Genomic DNA, 20,919 nt, shown 5'->3' on the forward strand with positions numbered 1-20,919 from the left:
ATCATTCATTTTAAATCCTTTGAAATTATTGTTATGCAGTTGGCAGACCGCATCTCAATAGTAGTCAAAGGATTTTTTTCTCATGACCGCCAGAAGGCTTTTACGGAACCACCAGCCTAGCTGGTGGTTTTCTTTATACAAAAAAAGCCGCCCGAGGGGACGGACGGCTTGATTCAAAATTCCCGAGGGAGCTACTTCACGTTCACGCGGAGAGACTGCCCTCCAATCCGGACGAGGTACATCCCAGCGGTCGGGACCGGCAGGGAGAAGTTGGCCCCGGAGACGCGCCCGAAGGCGAGCACGCGGCCCTGCATGTCGAAGAGGGCATAGGCAGCCCCTTCGCGGGCACCGGAGATGCGGACCATGCGGGAGACCGCTTCCACGCGGAACGTGGGGGCAGAAGCGATTGCCGGCAGGGCATCCTTGCAATCCTTGCCCTTGCATTCGGAGCTGCTAGACTTGCCGCTGGAGCTGGACTTGGCCGAGCTGGAAGAAGACTTCGCGCTGCTAGAGCTCGATTTTGCGCTGGACGAAGAGGACTTCGGCGGGTTCACAGAAGAGCTGCTCGTCACGCTGCTGGAGCTTTCCGGGTTGATCGGGTCGAAGTGCGCCGTGATGGTCGTATCGCTTACGACCGTGAAGCGCCTGGACGCGCTAGAATTACGGATATCGTCTTCCCAGTAGCTGAACTTGAAGCCATTGTCCGGGACAGCCGTCACCTTGACTTCTTCGCCGTAACTATATATACCGCTCTTGTTCAGGCCTTCCACGACGCCCCACCTGGAATCGTTCACCTTGGCCGTCACATGGTACCGGTTGGCTTCCCACTTGGCGAAGAAGATCTTGTCGCCGGCGTCCTTCGGTGAAATCACGGCGATAGAGTCGCCCTGGAACGATGCAGAAGTGTACCAGCCATGGAAGGAATGGCCCTCACGCGTAGGAACAGGCAGGACAACGCCTTCCCCGTACGTATAGGTCGTAGGCGCGTTCTCGAGCTTGCCACCGTTCACATTGAATACGATGGCAAATTCAGACTTCGTCACGAGAATCGGGTACTTGTCGCCCTGGGCCCATGGAGAGCCGTTCACGCCATTCTCGATAGCAGCGCCCTCACCGTCCTTCTGCACGTAGGCATGCAGCAGTTCGGCAACCGCGCCATTCTTGAATTTTTCCGCAGAAGCGGCCGTTCCAAACTTGCTCTCCGCAAGGCCTTCGACCGTTTCAAGGTAGAAGTTGTTCTCGGAGACAATCTTCTTGTTGTAGCCGCTATCCGCAAGCACATAGTCCATGTTGCCCTTGACGCTCACCTTGGAAAGTTCGCCAATGCTGTAGTTGTTCAGGAGTTTAAAGTTGACGTTCGAATTGATACGAACCACGATGCCGGAAACATACGTGAACTTGTTCGTGCCATCCGCTTCACTATAAACCTTGCCTGTATTGTAGTTGTTCGCAATCAAGACTTCGTAATCGTCACCGCTAGAGATGTCTCCAACAAGGCCGGCAGCATAAGACGTGATACCGCCGACAGTACCCTCGTTGTAGCTCCGCAACAGCGTGAACGTATTGTAGGCCTGTCCGACAAGGCCTCCACAGATACCGACACTGCCAGTGACATTTTCGGCCGATACATCACCGCGGTTAAAGCAGTTCATGATGCTGGTCGTACCCGAGGCATAGCCAATCAAGCCCCCCGTCCCATCAAAGCCGCCAGTAATCTTTGCCAAGTTGTAGCTATTCAAGACACTTGTCGTTGCATAAGCCTCAGCAGCCATGCCCCCTGCGCCATTCCTGGCTAGAATTAAGCCTTCACTATGGGAATCGGTAATCGAGAGCGTTCCATTGGAGTGTGCGACCAAGCCGCCGGCCGACTGATTACGAGCGTGTGCGACTCCCTTGAAATGGCAATTTTCAATCACGAGTTCCGCCGCAGGTGTCGAACCGGACTTTCCTTTAAGACTCAAGGCAAAGCCAGCGACATTACCTTTATCGGCAGCAAGGAATGCATCTTCGATGGTGAGATTCTTGATGACGGCCGGGAGGTAAACATTCTGCTCCCAATCGTACCTATCAGCAATGATTTCACCGAACATGGCCATGCCGCCAGTCTTCGCATCGCCATAGAGGCCCGAAATCGTATGGCCCTGGCCATCAAAGACTCCACCGAACTTCTTGATCGTTTCCCAAGACAGGAACGTCGTCACGTTCGCGCTATCCAGCGTACCGTCTTCGTTCAGCACATGTTCGTTCACCACGATATCCTTGGCAAGCTTGCCGCAAGCACTAGGATAGTTGAGGTTATAGAACATTCTATGCGTTCCGTTCACGTAGGCGGCATAGCCGAACAGCTCCGCGACATCCGTAATCTCGTAGCACATATCCGCCGAATCGAGTTTCGGCATCTTCAGCTTGAACCAGGCCGCATAATAAGTCTTGTCGCCGGTATCCGTGGCCGTAATCGCCGTAACGGGTTTACCTGAAAGTTCCGCATTATCGTACCAGCCGACAAAGATGTTGGTATCGAGCGAAAGCTTGGTCGGCAAAATCGCGCCAACGCCTTCCGTATAGAGCGTGACATTGCCGGAATCGACCTTGCCGCCATTCGTATTGAGCGTCACCTTGAACGTCTTCTGGAGCTTTGCCCAGAATTCCTTGTCGCCCGTGGCCAGCGAATCAATCGCCGTTACCGTAGCGCCTTCATATTGAGCATTGGCGTACCAGCCCATAAAGGTTGCGCCATCCTGGACTACGTTTGCAGGGAGGACCTTCTTGAAGCCCGAAACATAGTGGTCAAAATACCTTGCCGTGTCGCCCTCGAAGGTGTGAAACGTGACCTTGTACTTTTCGCCAAGCGAATTTTCGAGTTTGCCCGAAAGAACCGGATAATATTCCATACCCACGTTCTGGCCCCACACAGCGCCATTCTCGCCTTCGTGCAGGGCGAGCGCCACCGTGCCGTTGTTAAACTGCAACTCGGTCGCCGGGAGACCCGCCAATTCCTTGTTGCCCTGGGCGTTCAGGTAATAGGTGTTGGAAGCAATCAACGTCGAAGAAGTCAAACTTCCGCCAAAAAGGGCCCTGCTGCCCGTGGGCATAAGGCTCTTCGTCTTCCATACGCTATAGCAATTGGAAACGGTAGCCGTGGTATTCGAAGCCCAGTGGGCCACGATGCCCGCATAATTGAAGCTGCTCCCCAAAACGAGACCACGGTTATAGCAGTTCTCGATATCGAGAACGCCCTTGTAACCGACGCTACCCACGAGGCCACCGGCTCCCTGCGCGCTCATATAAGAATAGAGAGTCGATTCGGTATACACACCGGAAATCTTGGCATAGAAACCGGGAGAAGGGGGATTTCCAGACTTGGCGGGAACCACCTGGCCGACAACCGTTCCGAAATAATTCGCCTTGACTGCGAAATAGGAATCCACGAGGCCGAAGTCCTTCAATACGGCGTACTTGTCCTCCGATCCTCCAATGCCACCAAACAAACCGAACTTATCAAAAAAAGTAGAATCGTCATAGAACAGGCCCGAAATCACGTAGCCGTTTCCGTTGAACACGCCGGCAAAACTGTCAATCGGGTTCCACGGGATATAGTTCAGAGCCGCTTCGGGGTCCCTGAGCGTTCCGTCATCCTTCAGCACGTTCTGGTTCACATAGATATCGCCCGCGAGGTTCGCACAGGCATCCCTTTCCTTGGTATAGCCGTCGGTTCCGTTCACGATGGAGGCAAAGCCGTAAAGTTCCTGAGCCGTCGCGATGAGGTAGCAGCCGTCGGTAACCTTGGCCGGCTTCTTGATCTGGTACCACTTGGCGTAGAAGGTCTTGTCGCCGTTCTCCGTCTTGCCGATAGCCTTCACCCTGTTGCCGGTGAAGTCACTGTTCTCGTACCAGCCCGCAAACACGTAACCGCTACGGGAAACCTTTTTCGGGAGCATGGCCCCCACGGTTTCCGTATAGGTCTCGACCAGGCCGGAATCAATCGTACCGCCGTTCGTATTGTAGGTGATGCTGAAGCGCTTTTCGTACTTGCCCCAGTAACTGACATCTGCCGTCAGCGTCTTAGGCGTATGGACAACCGTATCTCCCGTTAGGCCGCTGTTCGCGTACCAGCCGAAGAATTCATACCCGTCGATATCTACGTCAGGAATCCTGTAGCTGTAACCGACAACCATGTCCTTCGTCTTGAGCTTGGTGCTGCCGTGATAGATGTTCATCTTTATCGTCTGGAGGGTTGCGCCCGTCAGAGAACCGCTGAAAGTCGGAAGCGGGTCAGTCCCCACCTTTTGCCCCCACACGGTACCATCGACCCCGCCTAGGTCGTAATGGCGCATCACCTGCGTAATGGCGCCGCTAGCCATCTCGGCTTCGCTCACGGACGTACCGACATGCTCGTTGTGGCCCGGTTCCACATAGAACACGTTCTCGATGATATTATTCGCGTTTTTAGTGTAGTTACCGAACAGGGACTTTATGGTGTTGGCCGTTGCCGTACCGACAATTGCACCCGAATTGTAGGCGTTGATCAAAGTAAACGTGTTAGAATTCTGGTTGCCGAACAACCCGCCGACATTCTTGGAGCCGACGATAGTTCCCGTATTGTACACGTTGTGGAATTCGGTGCGCACGCCAGTGTAGTTGGAGACCGCCCCCGCAATGCCGCCGGCATTATTCGTCGTCGACTCGACTCTCGAAGCATTGAAGCAGTTCTCGATGACGACCGGGAGCTTTTGCGCCCAGACACTCCCAACGAGGCCGCCCGCGGAGTAACCGGCACGGAAGAAGGAACCGATAACGCCGACATTCCTGATTTCGGCAGCAACGGGCTGGTAATACGACGACACCGCGCTATGGAACAACCCGGAGTAGGTCGCAGTCTCGCTAGAGTAATAGAGGCCCGAAACCGTATGCATCTGGCCGTCAAAATTTCCGTAGTAGGGGCCAATCATGGGCCATTTCGCGAAATTTGCCGTATCCGCCACGTTGAGCGAGCCGTCGGACTTGAGTACGTTCTGGTTCACCACGATGTCTTTCGTGAGCTTGCCGCACGCGGTAGAATCTTTGCTAAAGCCGTCCGTACCCTTCACGATGGCGGCGAAGCCGTACAGTTCAGCAGCATTAGAAATCTCGTAGCAGCCGTTTTTCAAAGATGGCTGTACAGGGGTGATGGTCGTCGCGGCAGTCGCAAACGCACAAGAAAGCGCAACCGACGCGCAAAAGAGGAATCCTTTGCTTTTAAGCATCTTTGTTACTCCTGATAGTAGATATATATCTAATTATACAAACTGCTTATTTATTGCAGTTTTGTGAAGACGTCCCCGCCATTTCGCGTTGTAAAACATTGCAATACAAATTTGGACAAAAAACGGGAATTTCAGGCAATCCGCCGGCGAGAACAGGCAAAAACGCGCAGACTAACCCGTAAATATATCGTTACCCCCTACTCATTTGTATATTTGTGGCATGGAAACAGCAAAGAACTCTTATACCGCCCGTATCGAAGTCCGCTACGCGGAAACCGACCAGATGGGGGTCGTGCACCACGCCGTTTACCCCGTATGGTTCGAACAGGCCAGAACAGAATTTTTCAGAGTCGCGGGAGCGAGCTACTCCCAGATGGAAGCCGACGGCTACATGAGCCCGGTGCTCGAACTCAACGTGCAATACAAGAACCCGACGCATTACGGTGAATTTGTGGATGTCGAAACGACCCTCGAGAGAGTCGGCAGCGTGCGCTTCAAGTTCAACTACAAAGTTTTCGTGGAAGGCAAGCTCTGCACCATCGGGTACTCCATCCACTGCCTGCTCAAGGACGGCAAGCCCACCAGGGACTTCCCCGCGGCGTTCACAAAGTTTTTCCCCGAAGGATAACCGATAGGAACGCAGACTGTCCGCGAGCTTTGACAGGTTTGAATTGACCAAAGGAGAGGCCTAAATCTATGGCAGAACAAGAAGAAACCGTCCAGATCCACATCAAGTCCCTAGACAAGACCATAGACTTCCCCGTCAGGAGTTCCGAGTTCTGCAATACCTGCAAGGGCACCGGGACAAAGGACAAGAAGCCGTGTCCGACCTGCTGCGGCTCCGGATGGATCAAGATGCTGGACTGCATTCGCTGCAACGGCACAATGCAAATCGAAAACGGCCTCAAGTGCAACATCTGCAAGGGAATGGGGACCATCTCCGAAGCCAAGACCAAGGATTTTCTCGAAGCCCGCCAGTTCTGCGAAGACTTTCAGAAAAAACCGGCAAAGACAATCCTGATTTGCCTCGCCTGCCTTGCGGCCCTCGGCGTCTGCTCCTACATTGTTTCCGGCTACGCATTTGTGGACCTCCGGCTGGTAAAGACATGGTTCGCCTACATCGCGCTCCTGGTGGGGTTCGTCGCCGGTTTCCGCATACTGACCTACCTCCACAAGATGAACGTAGGCTCCTACCTGCCGGTATCCAAAAAAATCGTGTTTGCCGGCGCCGTCATCGCTCTCGGTATCGCGGCCATCGTCATTCCCGGCCCCGTTGCCGGACGTTACCACTGGATCGAGAGTGAAGCACAGGAAGCCATCAGCGAAGCCGTATCGGAACACGAAGTTTTTTGCCAAAAAGTCAAAGTTTCGGGTAACGACGGCGATGTTTATCACGGAGTCGCCACGATTTCCGATGGCGAAGAACTCAAGGTAAACATCCACTACCGAAAAGTCAACGAGACCGGTCGCAAAATCGGCTACTCTATCGAAGTGGAACCCGTGGAATAAGATATGGAACAGCCGCTCGCCGAAAGACTGCGACCGCAGAACCTGGATGAATTTCTAGGCCAGAACAAGATTCTGGGCGAGCAGAGCCTATTGCGCCGAAGCCTGGAAAACGACACCGTCCCGAGCATGATTTTCTGGGGCCCTCCCGGTTGCGGCAAGACGAGCCTCGCCCACGTAATCCGCCAGAAGACCAAGAAGCGCTTCGTAGCGCTCTCCGCAGTCGCGAGCGGCGTGAAAGAAGTGAAGGAAGTCCTCGCTGACGCGCGCCAGATGAAAAAGGCCTTCCTGGACACGATCCTCTTCATCGACGAAATCCACCGATTCAACAAGGGCCAGCAAGACGCGTTGCTCGGTGCCGTGGAAGACGGCACCGTGACGCTTATCGGCGCGACTACCGAAAACCCGGGATTCGAAGTGAACGGCGCATTGCTGAGCCGCTGCCAGCTTATTCTGTTTGCGCCCCTCAGCAGCGACGACTTGCGCACGCTTATCTTCAGTGCACTCCGCGACCATCCGCGCGGCCTGCAGCTCAAGGACGTGGAAATCGAAGACGCCGTCGTGGACAAGCTCATCGCGCAGTCCGAAGGCGACGCGCGCTTCTTGCTGAACCAGCTCGAATGGATTGGCAAGAGCCTCGGCGACCGCAAGAAGATCGACGAGAAACTGCTGGAAGAATTCCAGTACAAGAAGCCCCTGCGCTACGACAAGAACGGCGAGGAGCACTACAACCTGATTTCGGCACTGCACAAGTCGGTGCGCGGAAGCGACCCCGACGCCGCCGTCTACTGGCTACACCGCATGCTGCAGGGCGGCGAAGACCCGCGGTTCATTCTGCGCAGGCTCATGCGCATGGCAATGGAAGACGTGGGCCTTGCAGACCCGAACGCGCTACTGCTTGCGACAAGCGCGAGAGAAGCGTACGACTTCATGGGCATACCCGAGGGCCTCATCGCGCTCGACGAGCTGGCGATATACCTCTCGCTCGCCCCGAAGAGCAACAGCCTCGAACTTGCGGGCATGGCGGCCGACAGCATTATCCAGCGGACAGGGACGTTGCCTGTACCGCGCGCATTCCGGAATTCCGTGACCCGCGTGGGCAAGCAGCTCGGTTACGGGAACGGGTACGAATACGACCACGACAGCCCGGGCGCCTATTCCGCGCAGGAACACCTGCCCAAGCAACTCGAAGGCACGGAAATTTACCGCCCGACAAATTACGGCAAGGAAAAGCTGCTGGCCGAAAGACTCGCGCAGCTAAAGCAAATTAAAAAAGAGAAGAAAGGATAAACTTCTGACCCTGACCTTCGTCAGGGTGACGAAAGGGATAAAATTCCGACCCTGTCCTGACCTGCGTCAGGATGACCAAGCGTCAGGGTGACGAAAGGGAGACAAGCGGGTTAGCCGTTTACGGCAAGCACGCTCCACCATTCGCCGCTGACGCGTTCTTCTTTCACCTTGAAGCCGGCTTCTTCGAACCAGCGCAGGATATATTCCTTTTCCGTGAGCAGCTGGCCCGAGATGATGAGCTCGCCGCCGGCGGCCAACAAGTCCTCGATATCGTCGCGCAACGGCCAGAGTTCACTCCGAATCATGTTGCACAGGATGACATCGAACTTGGTCCCGTCCTTGAACGCATCCAAAAAGCCGAGCACGCAGTCGCTCTCGCCGAAGCCGTTACGCTCGAAGTTTTCCGCTATGCAGGGAATAGTGAGCGGGTCGATTTCGGTACCTACCGCAAGGCGGGCGCCGCGGCGGCGGGCATACATCGCCAAAATGCCGGTTCCCGTCCCGATGTCGAGCACAGTCTTGCCCTTGAAATCAACCGATTCCATGAGCGTCGCGCAGCTGCTCGTAGTATCGTGCTCGCCGGTCCCGAAGGCAGTCTTCGCCTCGAGTTCCAGCACGACAGCCTGCGGGTCGTCGGGAGTAAATTCCACCCAAGGCGGGCGCACCCAAAGGTGCGGGCTCACGGAGACGGGCTGGGCGCGGTCACGCCACCACTTGTCCCAATCCTTCGCGGGCTCGTCGCTCAGCGTGAAATGGTACTGCGGGAACTCCGCCACGATGCGGTCGCGTTCGGCCTTGTCACCCGTATAAAAGCAAAAGTCCGTACGGCCCTCTTCTTTGGGGTCGAGTTCCTCGAGCGTCGCCACCCCCGCCTCGAAAAGCAGGTAGCTCGCGAGTTCAAAATCTTCGATAGGGCAATAGCCCTCCGCCTTGTACCATGTGTCAATTTTCTGCATATGGGAAAATTTAATAAATAAATGAAGCCGTCACTTCTTAGGCGTGAACGGATTGCTTCTCGTAAAGTATGTCCATCATGCCGTCAACCTCGTTCAGAAAGATTTCGTCGGTATACCCTTTTAAAGAGACATCTTTCGCGAAGTCCTTGTCAAGCAGTTTTTCAGCAGAAATATGGCACTTCACTGAAATACTTCTTCCACTTTTCAACAATCTCTTCGTTGCGCGCCTCAATAATCCTCAGAATGTTCTGTAAAACATGCGGGTTTATGCGGGAATTATTATTGGCTAAAAGACATTTTCCCGCTTGCGTTATCCAAATTTTTGTCGCATTTGCAGTGGGCGCGCCTTCTGAAACATGAACATGCACCGGTTCCAACGGCATATTTTCGTTGGACCAGAAATAAACCCAGAAGGAACCTATTTTAAAGATTTGCGGCATTGCTAAACCCGCCTTTCTGGGAAAATTCCATTATCAAATGAGCTGTAGACTCAATCACTTTCTTATAGCGATCGATTTCCTCATCTGAAAAACCGAATATATCTTCCCATGTATAGGAGGGTAAATAGCATGTTGCCCGATGGAAGCCGTCCTTTGCATCGGGCTTTTCGATATACACCTTGACACGACCGTCCTTGCCCATTTCAGAATGGACAATTTCCGCGTTATCATCAAGTGTCATAAAGGGGTACATCATATTGCTAAAAGGCAATATAATATTTTCTTGTACTGTTTGGCTAGTATTCTTCGGTTGCTCCCTGCGGGCCTGGTTTATCATTTGTTTCATGCCCTATATATTTGCAAGAACCGTGCCAAAGAAAAAGTGCCGTTTCCAAACGAAAAACGGCACTTCAAAAAATATCATCCGGTGATTAATCGCTTAAATCACTGATTTATTGAGTTTGAGCAGGGCGTTCCCCGGCTCGCCAACCCGATTGTCATGCCGGACCCAGTTCCGGCATCACCGTTTCACATCACCTCGCCGGGTCGGGCTCTGCTCGCCTACGGCTCATCGAGCCTCGCTGCGCGAGTCTCGCCGCACCGCGCGACGATCCCTAACGCATTTCTTTCAAAACAAACTATATTGTAAGAAAAAGGACATTTAATATGCAACAGGATAGACTTGGACGCGGACCATTCATTGAATTATTAAGCAATATCATCACTCAGAAAACAGACGCTCACGAAGGCTTTTCTTTCGCCATAGACGGCAAATGGGGCTGTGGGAAATCCTGGATTTTAAAGGAACTTGAGCAGAAACTAGAATCACAGAACTATTTAGTGATTCATTACAATTGCTGGGAAAACGAATACTACGAAGAACCTCTCGCCGCATTATTATCTGTCATTATTGAAAAATTGAGACAATTACAGAGTTCACTAACTGATAGAAATCAAAAAGATCGACTAAAAATTGCATTAACTTTTTTTGCAGAAGTCATTTCGACCATCCTGACGAATAAATTTGGTATAGGTTTTGACAACATCCTAGAATCTGGGAAAAAAGCGATTAAAAAAGATTCAGATTCTAGCATATCTACCACTTTTGATAACAATCAAAGTTTAAAAGAAGCTTTAAACAATGTTCGTGAACATCTTCTACAATTAAAAAACGTTTTATCAGAGAATGAAACTACGTATGCCAATATTATTATTGTAGTTGACGAACTTGACCGTTGCCTACCTGAATATGCAATAAAAGTCATGCAGCGACTGCATCATATATGTTTTGACACCGTATCGGATAAATACACCTTTATTCAGTTAGCAGCAATTAATAAAAGTGAATTACTCGGTTCCATTGCAAAAACCTTTGGGCGCGAATTCAACCTAATTCAAAAATATACAAGTCCAGACCAATACAAGCCCGGGAAAATTGTTTTTGACAATTTTGAGGAAACTCAAATTCAGTTTGGAAATTATTATTTCAAGAAATTCTTCCAAATGATCATCCCTGTTTCTAACGGAGAACAAATAGACAATCCCTTGTCACTTCTTGAAGGTTTTGATGAAAAATTTGATCAAAGTGACACCAATGGAAGAGAATATGTCGAAAGTTTTTTTACAGAGGTTCTTTCGTTCTTCCCCATGAGAACGAAATTAGAGTTAATACATCTGGTAAAGACCGCTCATGAGATAACAGCCTTAGATAGTTCTCTAGATAAGCACCTAAAATACAACACGTTGTGCATAGAGTTAATAGACTGTCTTTGCAAATCGATTTTAAAGAAAGGACTACCTCTAATAAAACACCACGGAAATCAAGATCAATCGCATAAATTGTATTTGCAAATTCCTGATTTATCCCATATTGAAGGAATTACCAATACATTTGCATTTGAACAATCTTTCGCTAAATGGAGTACATCCAACTGCGATGAAAGACTATATAGATCTGCAAGAAATACAAATTTCACAAAAGTTTATGAATTCGAATTATTGATGCCAGAATCGTATATAAAGCCATTTTACCACGCACAACGTGGATTAGAAACAAAAATTATCGGCAAAAATGTTCTTGAATCCGAAGTTACTTTCATCAAAGCTTTCCGAAAAACGCTTGATGCCCTAGTATAAACCGCAATAGGCTTATACTATTTACTTGTTCTCCTCGAAGTTTTCAACTTGTTCCATGACTTTGCTGAAAACTTCGGGGCTGTATTGTGGCGGGTAGCCGTTTTTCACTAGGCAAATCTTGATGTCAAGCTTTAACTGATTGCGGACATTCTGATTGTTAAGCCAGTCGGCAAACGATGACTTGGTATCAATGATTTCTTTTACCTTCTTTGCCAAAGCCTTGCATTTTTCATTTATAACAACGCCATCAATTTCCTTGTCTTCGCCATATTCAAAATTGTATTGGTCACGAAGGGCAAGCAAAATATCATAGAAAGCTTTTTCTTCAAAGGTAAGCCCAATCTTGCGGAAACTTTCGCGATTCTCATTCATCTGGCGTAAAATTTCAAGAGCCTGCGCAGTGGCGTTCTTGATAATTTCATCAGATGCATGTTCCTGCGTTTCGCCAGCTTCTTCGGCAGAAAGAGTTTTGCGCCGTTCGTGATATTCAGCGATAGTCCGTTCAAGCATTTCCTGGAACGACTGTGCCGCAATTTGGTTTATTTTTCCAAATTCCTTGATTTGCTTGCGAAGCATTTTCACCAAAAGTTCAAGCTTTGTCGCAGGCATCTTGACATCGGACAGTTTCTCATAGAATTCAGGACCGAAGATATTCTCTTCTTCGCCATTATCAAGAATGCTTTCCACCTTGTTGTACTTAAGCGCCTCTTCCACCATTTTGGCGACATTTCGGTTCATGGTATCAGTGTCAATATCACTCGTTCCACTCATTTTACGAACAAAGCCTGCAATAGCCATAAAGCATTGAGCCAGCGCAGATTCTTCTTCGCTCAAGTTTCCTGACGGAGAGCAGACATCAAACGCCATGCGCATACGCTTTACCACCTGCAAGAAATAATTCTTGAAAGAAACCTTTTGCGGCTTGTGCGCCCCATTTTGGCTTTCAGAATTGAGTTCCTGCGTAGAGGTAAATACATATTCCGCCGCTTTTGCTAACAACATGTACCGTTTTGCAGGGTCACAATTCGGATCTAAGAACGGTGAAACGTCGTAATCGACAAACAATCTCTTCAAGATTTCAAGTTCTTCCCTGAAAACAACCGTCGCCTGCTCCACATCGTCAACTGTCGGGGCAACAGAGGAATCACCGCCATAGATTTTCATCGCTTCACGCATATTGTCGCGAATGCCGATATAATCCACAATCAACCCGAAGTCTTTCCCCGGATTCTTACGGTTCACGCGACTTATGGTCTGGATAAGCATATGCTTTTTCAGCGGCTTGTCATTGTACATGTATGTAAGGCAGGGAACATCAAACCCTGTAATCCACATATCCACAACAATAACAATATGGAAATTCGACTTTTCCTCTTTAAAAGCGGCATCCATATCTTCGGAACGGGAATCGTTCTTGACACCCCCAAGATAATCATACATTTCTTTGGGGTCGTTGCTCCCGACACTAGAAACCATTGCCATAAACGGCATAGGCTTCAATTTTTTCAGTTCTTCTTCCGTCGCCACGACGCCATCAGGCGTTTTCTTTTCCACAAACCATTCCGGATACTTCGCCTTGAATTGAGTCAGCAAAGCATAGGCAATCGGGCGAGAAGAACAAACCACCATCGCTTTCTGAACCCTTTCGGGGTCCCCAGCACAACTAGATACATAATGGTCGTGAATATCAACGGCAAGGCGTTCCAAACGGGCGGGATCACCAAGAATCACTTCCATGGAACTCATCGCCTTTTTGCTTGCCTGAATATCTTCGGCTGTAGCGCCATCTTCGGCGCATTTTTTGTAGTAATCTTCGATTTCCTTGGCTTTCGCCTCATCTAGCAGGACCTTTGCTATTCGCGGATGATACTTAATAGGAACCGTCAACCCATCTGCAACAGCTTGGTCCATCGTGTAGCGGTCAATTTCATCACCAAAGGTCTGATATGTTTCTGCAATCGGCGTACCGGTAAAGCCAACGAAAGTTGCATGCGGGAACGCTTCGCGCAAAACCTTTGCATAAGGCTTCGAAAGCATAGCCCTCATGTTTTCGTCAACATCTTTGCTGAACTGAATTTTCTTGGAATGTTCCAGTTGCGTGCGGTGTGCCTCATCCGAAAAACAGATGATATTTGCGCGGTCATTAATCAAACCGATTTTATCATCTTCGCGGTCACAAAATTTCTGGATAGTGCAGATGTAAAAACCACCGCTTTCACGTGCACCCAATTCTTCACGCAGCATTGCTCGGTTCTTAACCACCTCAACAGCACCGAGATTCAAGAATTCTGTACTCTTGGTAAAGAGTTTTGCACCCTGTTTTTGCAATTCTTCGCGATCTACAATCATTACGATTGTCGGAGAGCCGATTTCCGGGATATCGGAACAACGGAGAGCCAATTGACGCGCCAAAAACGCCATCGTATAGGTTTTGCCGCATCCTGTAGCACCGAAATAGGTGCCGCCCCTGCCACTTTTTTCAACGACAGACTTGACGATGCTCTGTTTTAGCAAGCGCGAAGCAAAGAACTGCGGATAACGGCAAACGATTTCTTTTTCATCGTGGTCGTATTCGCTATCTTGGAAATAGATGTAATCGCGGAAGATTTCAAGGAAACGGACTGGGCTATAAACGCCTTTTATCATCGCTTCGGTTTCGGCAAAGGGCATTGTTGAAACTTTGTCGCCATCGTTTACGCGTCGCCAAGCGTAAAAGTGTTCGTATGGTGTACGGACGGTCCCAAGGCGTGTCTTTACGCCGTCAGAAATACATGCCAACGGGCAATAATGCAGAAGGTGCGGGATGTCGCGCCAGTAGCGGATATTGATTTGTTTCCATGCGTCATCGATTGTCGCGTTTGCATCGGCAGGATTTTTGAGTTCAATAACGCAAAGGGGCATTCCATTTACATAGAGTAATACATCGGGGCGACGATTTTCCTTTTTGCCATTATTGACGTATTCAATCGTAAGTTGGTTGACCACCCGGAAGATATTGTTTTCAGGGTGTTCAAAATCAATTAGCGGAATAGCTCTTGGTTCACCATTTTGCGGGGTAAACTGAACGCCATCAATGAGCCAACCATAAAATTTATGAAGCGTTGCAAAATCACTTTCGGCACCCACAAGGCGAATCGTATCGAATAGTTTTTCGACATCCTCACTGGACAAGTCAGGATTTGTCGTTTTCAAGTATTCCTTGACATCATCGGTATGGAGAACTTCCTTGATTTCTTTTCTGGCAAGTTTATTCCCTGGCAAATACAGCCAGCCTTCCGTTTCAAGGAAAGCGATAAAAGCGTATTCATAGTCGGACTCGCAGAAATGCCCATTGAAGTTAATCAATTTTGCCATGACTATTCCTCCAGCGAACCTTTGATAAGGATTGGGCAGATATCCTTTATCTGTTGTTTTAACTGTTCGTTAATGCGTTTGCGTTCGTTATAGACTTTGTAAATGTTGGCGATTGATTTTTGAACATTGATATCTGGAATGGGAATTTTAACAGAACACATTTCCGACCAATCAAATGTTTCACGAGCACTACCCCATGAATTAAAACGAGCGTAACGATCAAATTCATTTCGAGTAAAAAACATCATTAGATATTGCGGATTAAGCAAATCCACATCTTTAATTCTAAAAACGGTGTAAATAGACGAGACTAAACAACTTTCATTTGAATCATTAAAACCCAAAGCTACTTTATCACCTCGACGAGAAGTGTCTGCAACATAAACAAATTCATTTTGTTTTACTACTTTATAATTTTTCAAGCTAACACCTAGCATATCAGCTTTAGTATCTATAAAACTTTTTTCGGTTGATATTCCTCGTAAATTTTCAATATTCAGTTTTTCATCATCATTCCGCAAATCACTAGGTTCAAGATATTTTCCAATTTCCTGTTTGTCACATTCTTTTTTCAATTTATCTAAAAAGGCATCGCAGGTAAGTTTTAAATCATCAAGACCTTGTTCGTAGGATTTCTGGTTGGCAACCATCGACTCATAGATGTCTACATACTTTTGCTGTACTGTTATATCAGGAAGCGTGATGGATATATCACACATGTCTTTTATACTAAATTCAGGCCTTTGACTTCCAAAATTTCTAAACGTGACTTCTCTGCAAAATTCTTTACGACGAAAATAAATGAACAAATATGTCGGATCAATAAGTTTTTTTCCTTTTTCATTCAGATAAAATATTTGATATAAGTGAGATACTATGCACAATCCACTAGTACGATACGCTATGGAACCTAATTCTAATCGCGTTGGATTATAAACAAAAGCTCCATTTTTCACAATTTTATAAGGCTTTAAATCGACCTCAATTGGATTGCCCTTTGGTGATGCAAACACGCCCTGAGTATTTACACCTTCTATCAAATCCATTCCGTATTTCTGATCTCTGTTATTTATCGTCGATCGTTCAATCAATTCACCTAGCTTATACTTCTTCAGAGCCATAACCCATCCCCACTATTCAATGCCAAAACCAATGTTCTTAAACGCCTTTACTAGCATTTCCTGGCTCTGTTTTTCCGTAGCGAGCAAGGTTTTCATCTCACCTTGAATCCGCTTCATTTCTTTCTTGTAGTCAATATCCAAGTCGTGGTCTATAAATTCGATATACTTGCTTGGCGTAAGCGCCCAGCCTTTTTCTTCAATTTCCTTAATCCCTACACTACGATAAAGTTCCGGTACAGCATAGTTCGCGTCATCGGTTCCTTCATTTTGCCAGGTATGGTAAATACTCGCTGCTTTTTCAATTTGTTCTGTAACAAGGATTACCTTCTTCTTGTTTTCGTTCTTGACTGGATTTTCTGTCCATTGCCGCAAATCCATAAAGAGAATTTCGTGTTTACGGTTACGGAGTTTTCGACCTTTATATTTTCCACCATTCTTGTTCTGGTTCAAGATCCAAAGCGTCACACTGATATCCGTGGTAATGAATAATTCTCGCGGCAGAACAACAATCGCTTCAACTTTATCATTCTGAATGAGTTTTTTTCGGATTTCCACCGTATCTTCGTCATTCAAGGCGCCGTTTGCAAGCAAGAACCCCGCCACACCATCAGACGGCTTCAAGTGCGATAGCATATGCAAAATCCAGGCATAGTTGGCGTTGCTCTCCGGCGGCGTATCATAATCCGCCCAACGAGCATCATCTTTCAAGTTGTCATTATACCAACCTTTAAGGTTAAACGGCGGATTCGCCATGATATAATCAAAATAAACACCCCTATGCAAATCATTTATAAAAGTAGAGTCATTCGTGTCACCCAGATGGTGGCTCAAACCGCGCAAAGCAAGGTTCATCTTTGCAAGGCGGTAAGTAGCAGCATCCTTTTCTTGACCATAGATATTGATACGGTTGATATCCCCCTGCTTGGACTTGACCAGTTCCGCACTCTGGATAAACATGCCGCCCGAACCGCAGCACGGGTCGTAAAGTGTACCGTCGTAAGGTTCAATCATCGATGCAATCAGTTGAACAACATCGTGCGGCGTGTAGAATTCGCCTTCTTCCTTGGTGGCGTTCACCGCAAATTCTTTCAGGAAATATTCATAGACACGACCGATGAGGTCTTTTTCTTCGCCAAAGGTCTTATGGCTAATCTTGTTCACCTCGTCCACTAGTTTCTTAATGTCGTTAGCCGCAAGGTTGCGAGTCAAGAACGTTCCTTCAACAAAGCAGCCTTTTAGGTCTTTTGAGTCGGTCGCAATGCTATGCAGGGCAGCATCAAGCGCAGAGTTCAGTTTTGGAGCCGGAGTATTGATGATATTCGACCAACGAGCTTCGGGGGGCAGATTGTAAGTTCCATCGGCAAAAGAAACATCTTCAAAGAAGGCTGTTCTGATATTTTCATCATCGGGATCAAGTCCCTGTTCAAGTAAAGCCCCGCGCAATTTTGCAACACCATCATCGTATTTTTCACCAATGAAGCGCAAGAATACAAGCGTAAGCATCATGTCGCGCTTTTCGAAAAACGAACCTGAATTGCGGGCTGCCCGCAGAATGTCTCGACAATTAAAAAGGATATTGTCGATGTTAAGAGCCTTCTCGGTCGCCTTCTTCGCAGCCTTCTTTGCCATATCAGATGCACTCCATGTTGAAAGTGAACGAGTTCACTCTCGCAGGAGCCATGCGCCGGGCCTGGTTTCAGGAGCCGTTCAGCGGGCATAAGAAAAGGCGGGGAGCATTGCTACTCCTCGCCCGAAAGCGCGACATTTTCAAAAAAGAATACAACGACCCGCGATGGCGCTCCACGCGCCACCATCCCGAGCGGATACAGTACGCCCAGGACACAATACACCCGTGGCCTTCACGGGCGGTTGCGAGTAATTGTCTTATTCTCGTTGCAGAAAGTGTCGAAGTTTCAGATAGAGGAACAAGAGCAAAACTCAGCGAGTCCACTCCTGTTCGGCATCTACCCAGCTTTTTTAGGAAATAAAAAAGGCGTGGAGTTGAATGCGTCTACCTATCTGAGGCCTTCGACTGCCCGCAACGAATAAACGCAAACAACTCACGCCCCAAAAGGCCGCTTGCAACTAGGCCAATTGCCAAATAAAAACAATAAACCATGCAGCAAAACGATGCGGCAGGCCTAAGCCCGTCGCAGACGTGAGCGTCCGTCTTATCCTCGTTGCAGAAATTGTCGAAGTTTCAGATAGAGGACAAGAGAAAACTCTATTTTAACCATAATATAGATTATTCCGCTGACAAAAAATAACCCCAGAACAAGTCTGGGGCAAAAAAGAGGAATATTCGGACCTCCTTAAAGAAGTCCATGCTCCTTAAGAATCTTTTCGTACTTGTCGGCACGTGATTTCGCCTCATCTGCACGGGCCTCGGCCTCGTCGGCTCGTTTCTCGGCAGCATTAGCACGTTCGCGCTCGTTATACACAGCCTCGTCAATTTCCTGTTGCCAAGTCATATAGCGCTTCCTTGTTTCGTTGTCAGACAGATACCATTGCCGCTGGCGTTCAACAGCCAGCGTCCCCGCGGATGTCGCCTTGTTTGTCGCGAAGTATTCAAGATACTCCTTGATCGACTTCTCGGCAACATCCCTGTACTTACTGAATATATAAAAATTTTTCCAACATTGATCGCCCAATTCGTGTTCCGAGCGTCCGATTTCCAGATTCTTGAACTTGTAGACGGGCCGTCCCTGCCTGAAAATGTCGTCCGGGCAAATAAAGATTATGTACTGCTCCTTGAGGTTGCGGTAGGATTCACCCTTGTTCAAGGCCTCTGAGTCGCACAAGGCCTGGTAGTAGCGGGCGCGTTTCGGCAGTTCATGTGTGTCCTCTATCTGCATTTCAATATCAAATGTGCGGACGGTTTCGCCCTTGGGTCCCTGTTCCTTTACGAAGACATCGTATCGAACACCCTTGTTAAAAGGACTACTTTCGGTGGATTTCTCCGGTTCGGGTTCCTGAAGGTCAAAAATCTTGATGCCAAGGAGGGCTTCAAGGAACGGCTTCGCGATGTGCTTATGGCTGAACACCAGCGCGAACATGAAGCGGTTCGTGATGGGCAGTTCTTCGAACGGAATGTGGTTCGGTTCCATTATGCTCCTTTGTACGTACATGGCTGTCCGTACCTTTAGTCGTTAAACAAAAAAAAGAGCCGTTCCTATACCGATATAATAATACGATATAGAAAACGGCTCTTTTTGTGAGCGAATGGCCAGTTGTTCGCTAGCCAATGTTAATATAGCAAATGAATCGAAAGAAAAACCAAATCGGTAAAGGAAAGGCGCACCGGAAAACCGATGCGCCTTGTTTCTAGAGGTGTAATTTCGTTTGACTAATTATTCCACGATTTCGACTTTCTTGGCGCTGAGTTCCTTCGTATCGATGGAAGAAATCGTAGAACCGTCCGTGAGGGAAATCTTGCGGATTTCGGCAACGTCATACATAACGACCCAAGCAGTGTTGTTGTCAATGGCAACGATGTCCCAGGGATTGACCTTGTCTTCAAAGGCCTGCTGCCAAGCAACAGTCTTGGCGGTTGTATTTACCTTCGAGATGCTACCCTTACCCTTGCGGTCAAGCACGTACAATCCACCATTGACCCCTACGATTTTTGTATCGGTCGAGAAGGGAATGTTATTGTCACTGAGGCAAGAACCTTCTTCTTCATCTTCTTCAATCCAGTAAAGTTTGCCTGCGTTAGCAAAATCGCTGATATAGACAAATATCTCGCCGCCTGCAACGACAATACCAGCGGGCTGATAGCCCATCTCATCATCATAAAGGGCGGTGAGCTTCTTTCCATTATACGCGTACGCCACCATGGGGGTCAAATCAAAGAGGGATCCGCGGTCACCGATATAGGCAAGTTTCATTTTACTGTCATAGTAAATAGAACCGCTGGCATCGACAATGCCATCAATTTTCTTCACCGACTTGCTGGTCAAATCAACTTCGACAGCAGGGACATCTTGGTAGGCCCTGTAAACAGCAACATATGCCGTGCCAGAAACCTTGTCAACATCCATCATATACGCGCCACCGCCAAGCAGCGTACCGCTCACCCAAAGTTCAGACTTCTTGTTCTTCAGGTCAATCTTTTCGATACCGCGGTTTTCATCGGCATCAATACCCCATGTGACAGGATTGTATTCGCCCTGAGTACCCACATAAAGCGAGCCCTTCACCATCTTGATGGCCTGCGGGTTCTTGGTCACAAGCGGAATCGTATCAAGAAGAGTGCCATCGCTCAGTTTGAACAGGGCCACGAGACCATTCTCGTACTTCAGCAAGGACGAACCATCCGAATAAGAGCGCTGGAACACGGCGAACAGCGTGTCGCCAGAGACTTCGAGGTCGGCGGCGTTCGGCGTTTCAGAGAGGTAAGTAATTTTCAGTTCGACGGAGCTGCTGGACTGCACTTCTTCGGAAGAGCTGCTCACCACTTCGCTGGAAGAAGACTTCGCTTCGCTGGAGCTGGAGTTTGCGGAGCTGCTAGAGTTAGCCTTTTCAGAAGAGCTCGACTTGGCGGAGCTGCTGGAGTCCTTCTTTTCCGAGCTGCTGGACTTGTCGTCTTTCGCGCTGGAGCTGGACGTCGCCTTGCCCGAGCTGCTGGACTTTGCCTTGGAAGAACTGGAGGACTTGGCCTTCACAGAGCTGGAACTTTCGTCATCGTCGGAATCGCTGCTGACGATGTCATCTTCCAGACATTTCCCATCTTCAAGACAGGTCACGCTGGCGCCCGAACCGTTGTCGTCACCGCAAGCGCTCATGAAGAACGCAAGCGACATAGAAGCGAGTAATGTGAGTAGTTTTTTATTCATGGTTGCTTCCTTTTCTGGCTTTACGCATATTATGCGCG

The 20,919-nt window shown here is 48.6% G+C and carries 14 protein-coding genes; 4 read left to right on the forward strand and 10 right to left on the reverse strand.

Annotated elements, in window-relative coordinates:
- Positions 1-191 precede the first annotated feature (191 nt).
- Entirely contained in the window at positions 192-5,243 is a 5,052-nt protein-coding gene (locus tag IK012_RS02360) for an InlB B-repeat-containing protein (protein ID WP_290949907.1), read from the reverse strand.
- A gap of 220 nt (positions 5,244-5,463) precedes the next feature.
- Between IK012_RS02360 and IK012_RS02365 the strand changes: the two genes are divergently transcribed.
- From IK012_RS02365 to IK012_RS02375, 3 genes are all read left to right on the forward strand, one after another.
- Positions 5,464-5,871, forward strand: coding sequence for a thioesterase family protein (locus IK012_RS02365; RefSeq protein WP_173379906.1), 408 nt, complete (start codon positions 5,464-5,466; stop codon positions 5,869-5,871).
- A 68-nt stretch (positions 5,872-5,939) separates the two neighbouring features.
- The gene (locus IK012_RS02370; RefSeq protein ID WP_290949911.1) at positions 5,940-6,752 is read left to right on the forward strand and encodes a hypothetical protein; all 813 of its coding nucleotides are present in this window, start codon (positions 5,940-5,942) and stop codon (positions 6,750-6,752) included.
- Between the two features lie 3 nt (positions 6,753-6,755).
- Complete coding sequence (locus IK012_RS02375) at positions 6,756-8,039, forward strand: replication-associated recombination protein A (protein WP_290949913.1); 1,284 nt, start codon at positions 6,756-6,758, stop codon at positions 8,037-8,039.
- A gap of 110 nt (positions 8,040-8,149) precedes the next feature.
- Here the strand turns inward: IK012_RS02375 and IK012_RS02380 are convergent, their stop codons facing one another.
- The 4 genes from IK012_RS02380 to IK012_RS02390 are packed head-to-tail and all read right to left on the reverse strand — an operon-like array spanning position 8,150 to position 9,781.
- Entirely contained in the window at positions 8,150-8,995 is an 846-nt protein-coding gene (locus tag IK012_RS02380; RefSeq protein ID WP_290949916.1) for a 50S ribosomal protein L11 methyltransferase, read from the reverse strand.
- A 37-nt stretch (positions 8,996-9,032) separates the two neighbouring features.
- Positions 9,033-9,179 carry a hypothetical protein gene (locus IK012_RS02385; protein WP_290949919.1) on the reverse strand — a complete coding sequence of 49 codons (147 nt, stop codon included), beginning with the start codon at positions 9,177-9,179 and terminating at the stop codon, positions 9,033-9,035.
- Complete coding sequence (locus IK012_RS13565) at positions 9,157-9,435, reverse strand: DUF4160 domain-containing protein (protein WP_367273760.1); 279 nt, start codon at positions 9,433-9,435, stop codon at positions 9,157-9,159. The genes IK012_RS02385 and IK012_RS13565 overlap by 23 nt, the downstream gene beginning before the upstream one ends.
- Entirely contained in the window at positions 9,419-9,781 is a 363-nt protein-coding gene (locus tag IK012_RS02390; RefSeq protein ID WP_290949922.1) for a hypothetical protein, read from the reverse strand. Before IK012_RS02390 ends, IK012_RS13565 begins: the two co-directional genes overlap by 17 nt.
- 320 nt (positions 9,782-10,101) lie before the next feature.
- On the opposite strand from IK012_RS02390, the gene IK012_RS02395 reads away from it, so the two are divergent.
- A complete protein-coding gene (locus tag IK012_RS02395) occupies positions 10,102-11,571 on the forward strand; it encodes a P-loop NTPase fold protein (RefSeq protein ID WP_290949925.1) in 1,470 nt (489 codons plus the stop codon).
- A 21-nt stretch (positions 11,572-11,592) separates the two neighbouring features.
- Here IK012_RS02395 and IK012_RS02400 read toward each other — a convergent pair whose 3' ends face one another.
- The 5 genes from IK012_RS02400 to IK012_RS02420 all read right to left on the reverse strand — a co-directional run bounded on the left by IK012_RS02400 (position 11,593) and on the right by IK012_RS02420 (position 20,881).
- Entirely contained in the window at positions 11,593-14,925 is a 3,333-nt protein-coding gene (locus tag IK012_RS02400; RefSeq protein WP_290949928.1) for a type I restriction endonuclease subunit R, read from the reverse strand.
- A 2-nt stretch (positions 14,926-14,927) separates the two neighbouring features.
- Entirely contained in the window at positions 14,928-16,046 is a 1,119-nt protein-coding gene (locus IK012_RS02405) for a restriction endonuclease subunit S (protein WP_290949931.1), read from the reverse strand.
- A 12-nt stretch (positions 16,047-16,058) separates the two neighbouring features.
- Complete coding sequence (locus IK012_RS02410) at positions 16,059-17,675, reverse strand: N-6 DNA methylase (protein WP_290949934.1); 1,617 nt, start codon at positions 17,673-17,675, stop codon at positions 16,059-16,061.
- Between the two features lie 683 nt (positions 17,676-18,358).
- Positions 18,359-19,153 carry an Rpn family recombination-promoting nuclease/putative transposase gene (locus IK012_RS02415; protein ID WP_290949936.1) on the reverse strand — a complete coding sequence of 265 codons (795 nt, stop codon included), beginning with the start codon at positions 19,151-19,153 and terminating at the stop codon, positions 18,359-18,361.
- Positions 19,154-19,396: 243 nt separating this feature from the next.
- A complete protein-coding gene (locus tag IK012_RS02420) occupies positions 19,397-20,881 on the reverse strand; it encodes a hypothetical protein (RefSeq protein ID WP_290949938.1) in 1,485 nt (494 codons plus the stop codon).
- Positions 20,882-20,919: the final 38 nt, after the last annotated feature.

The sequence above is a fragment of the Fibrobacter sp. genome, assembly GCF_017551775.1.
Taxonomy (GTDB): Bacteria; Fibrobacterota; Fibrobacteria; order Fibrobacterales; family Fibrobacteraceae; genus Fibrobacter.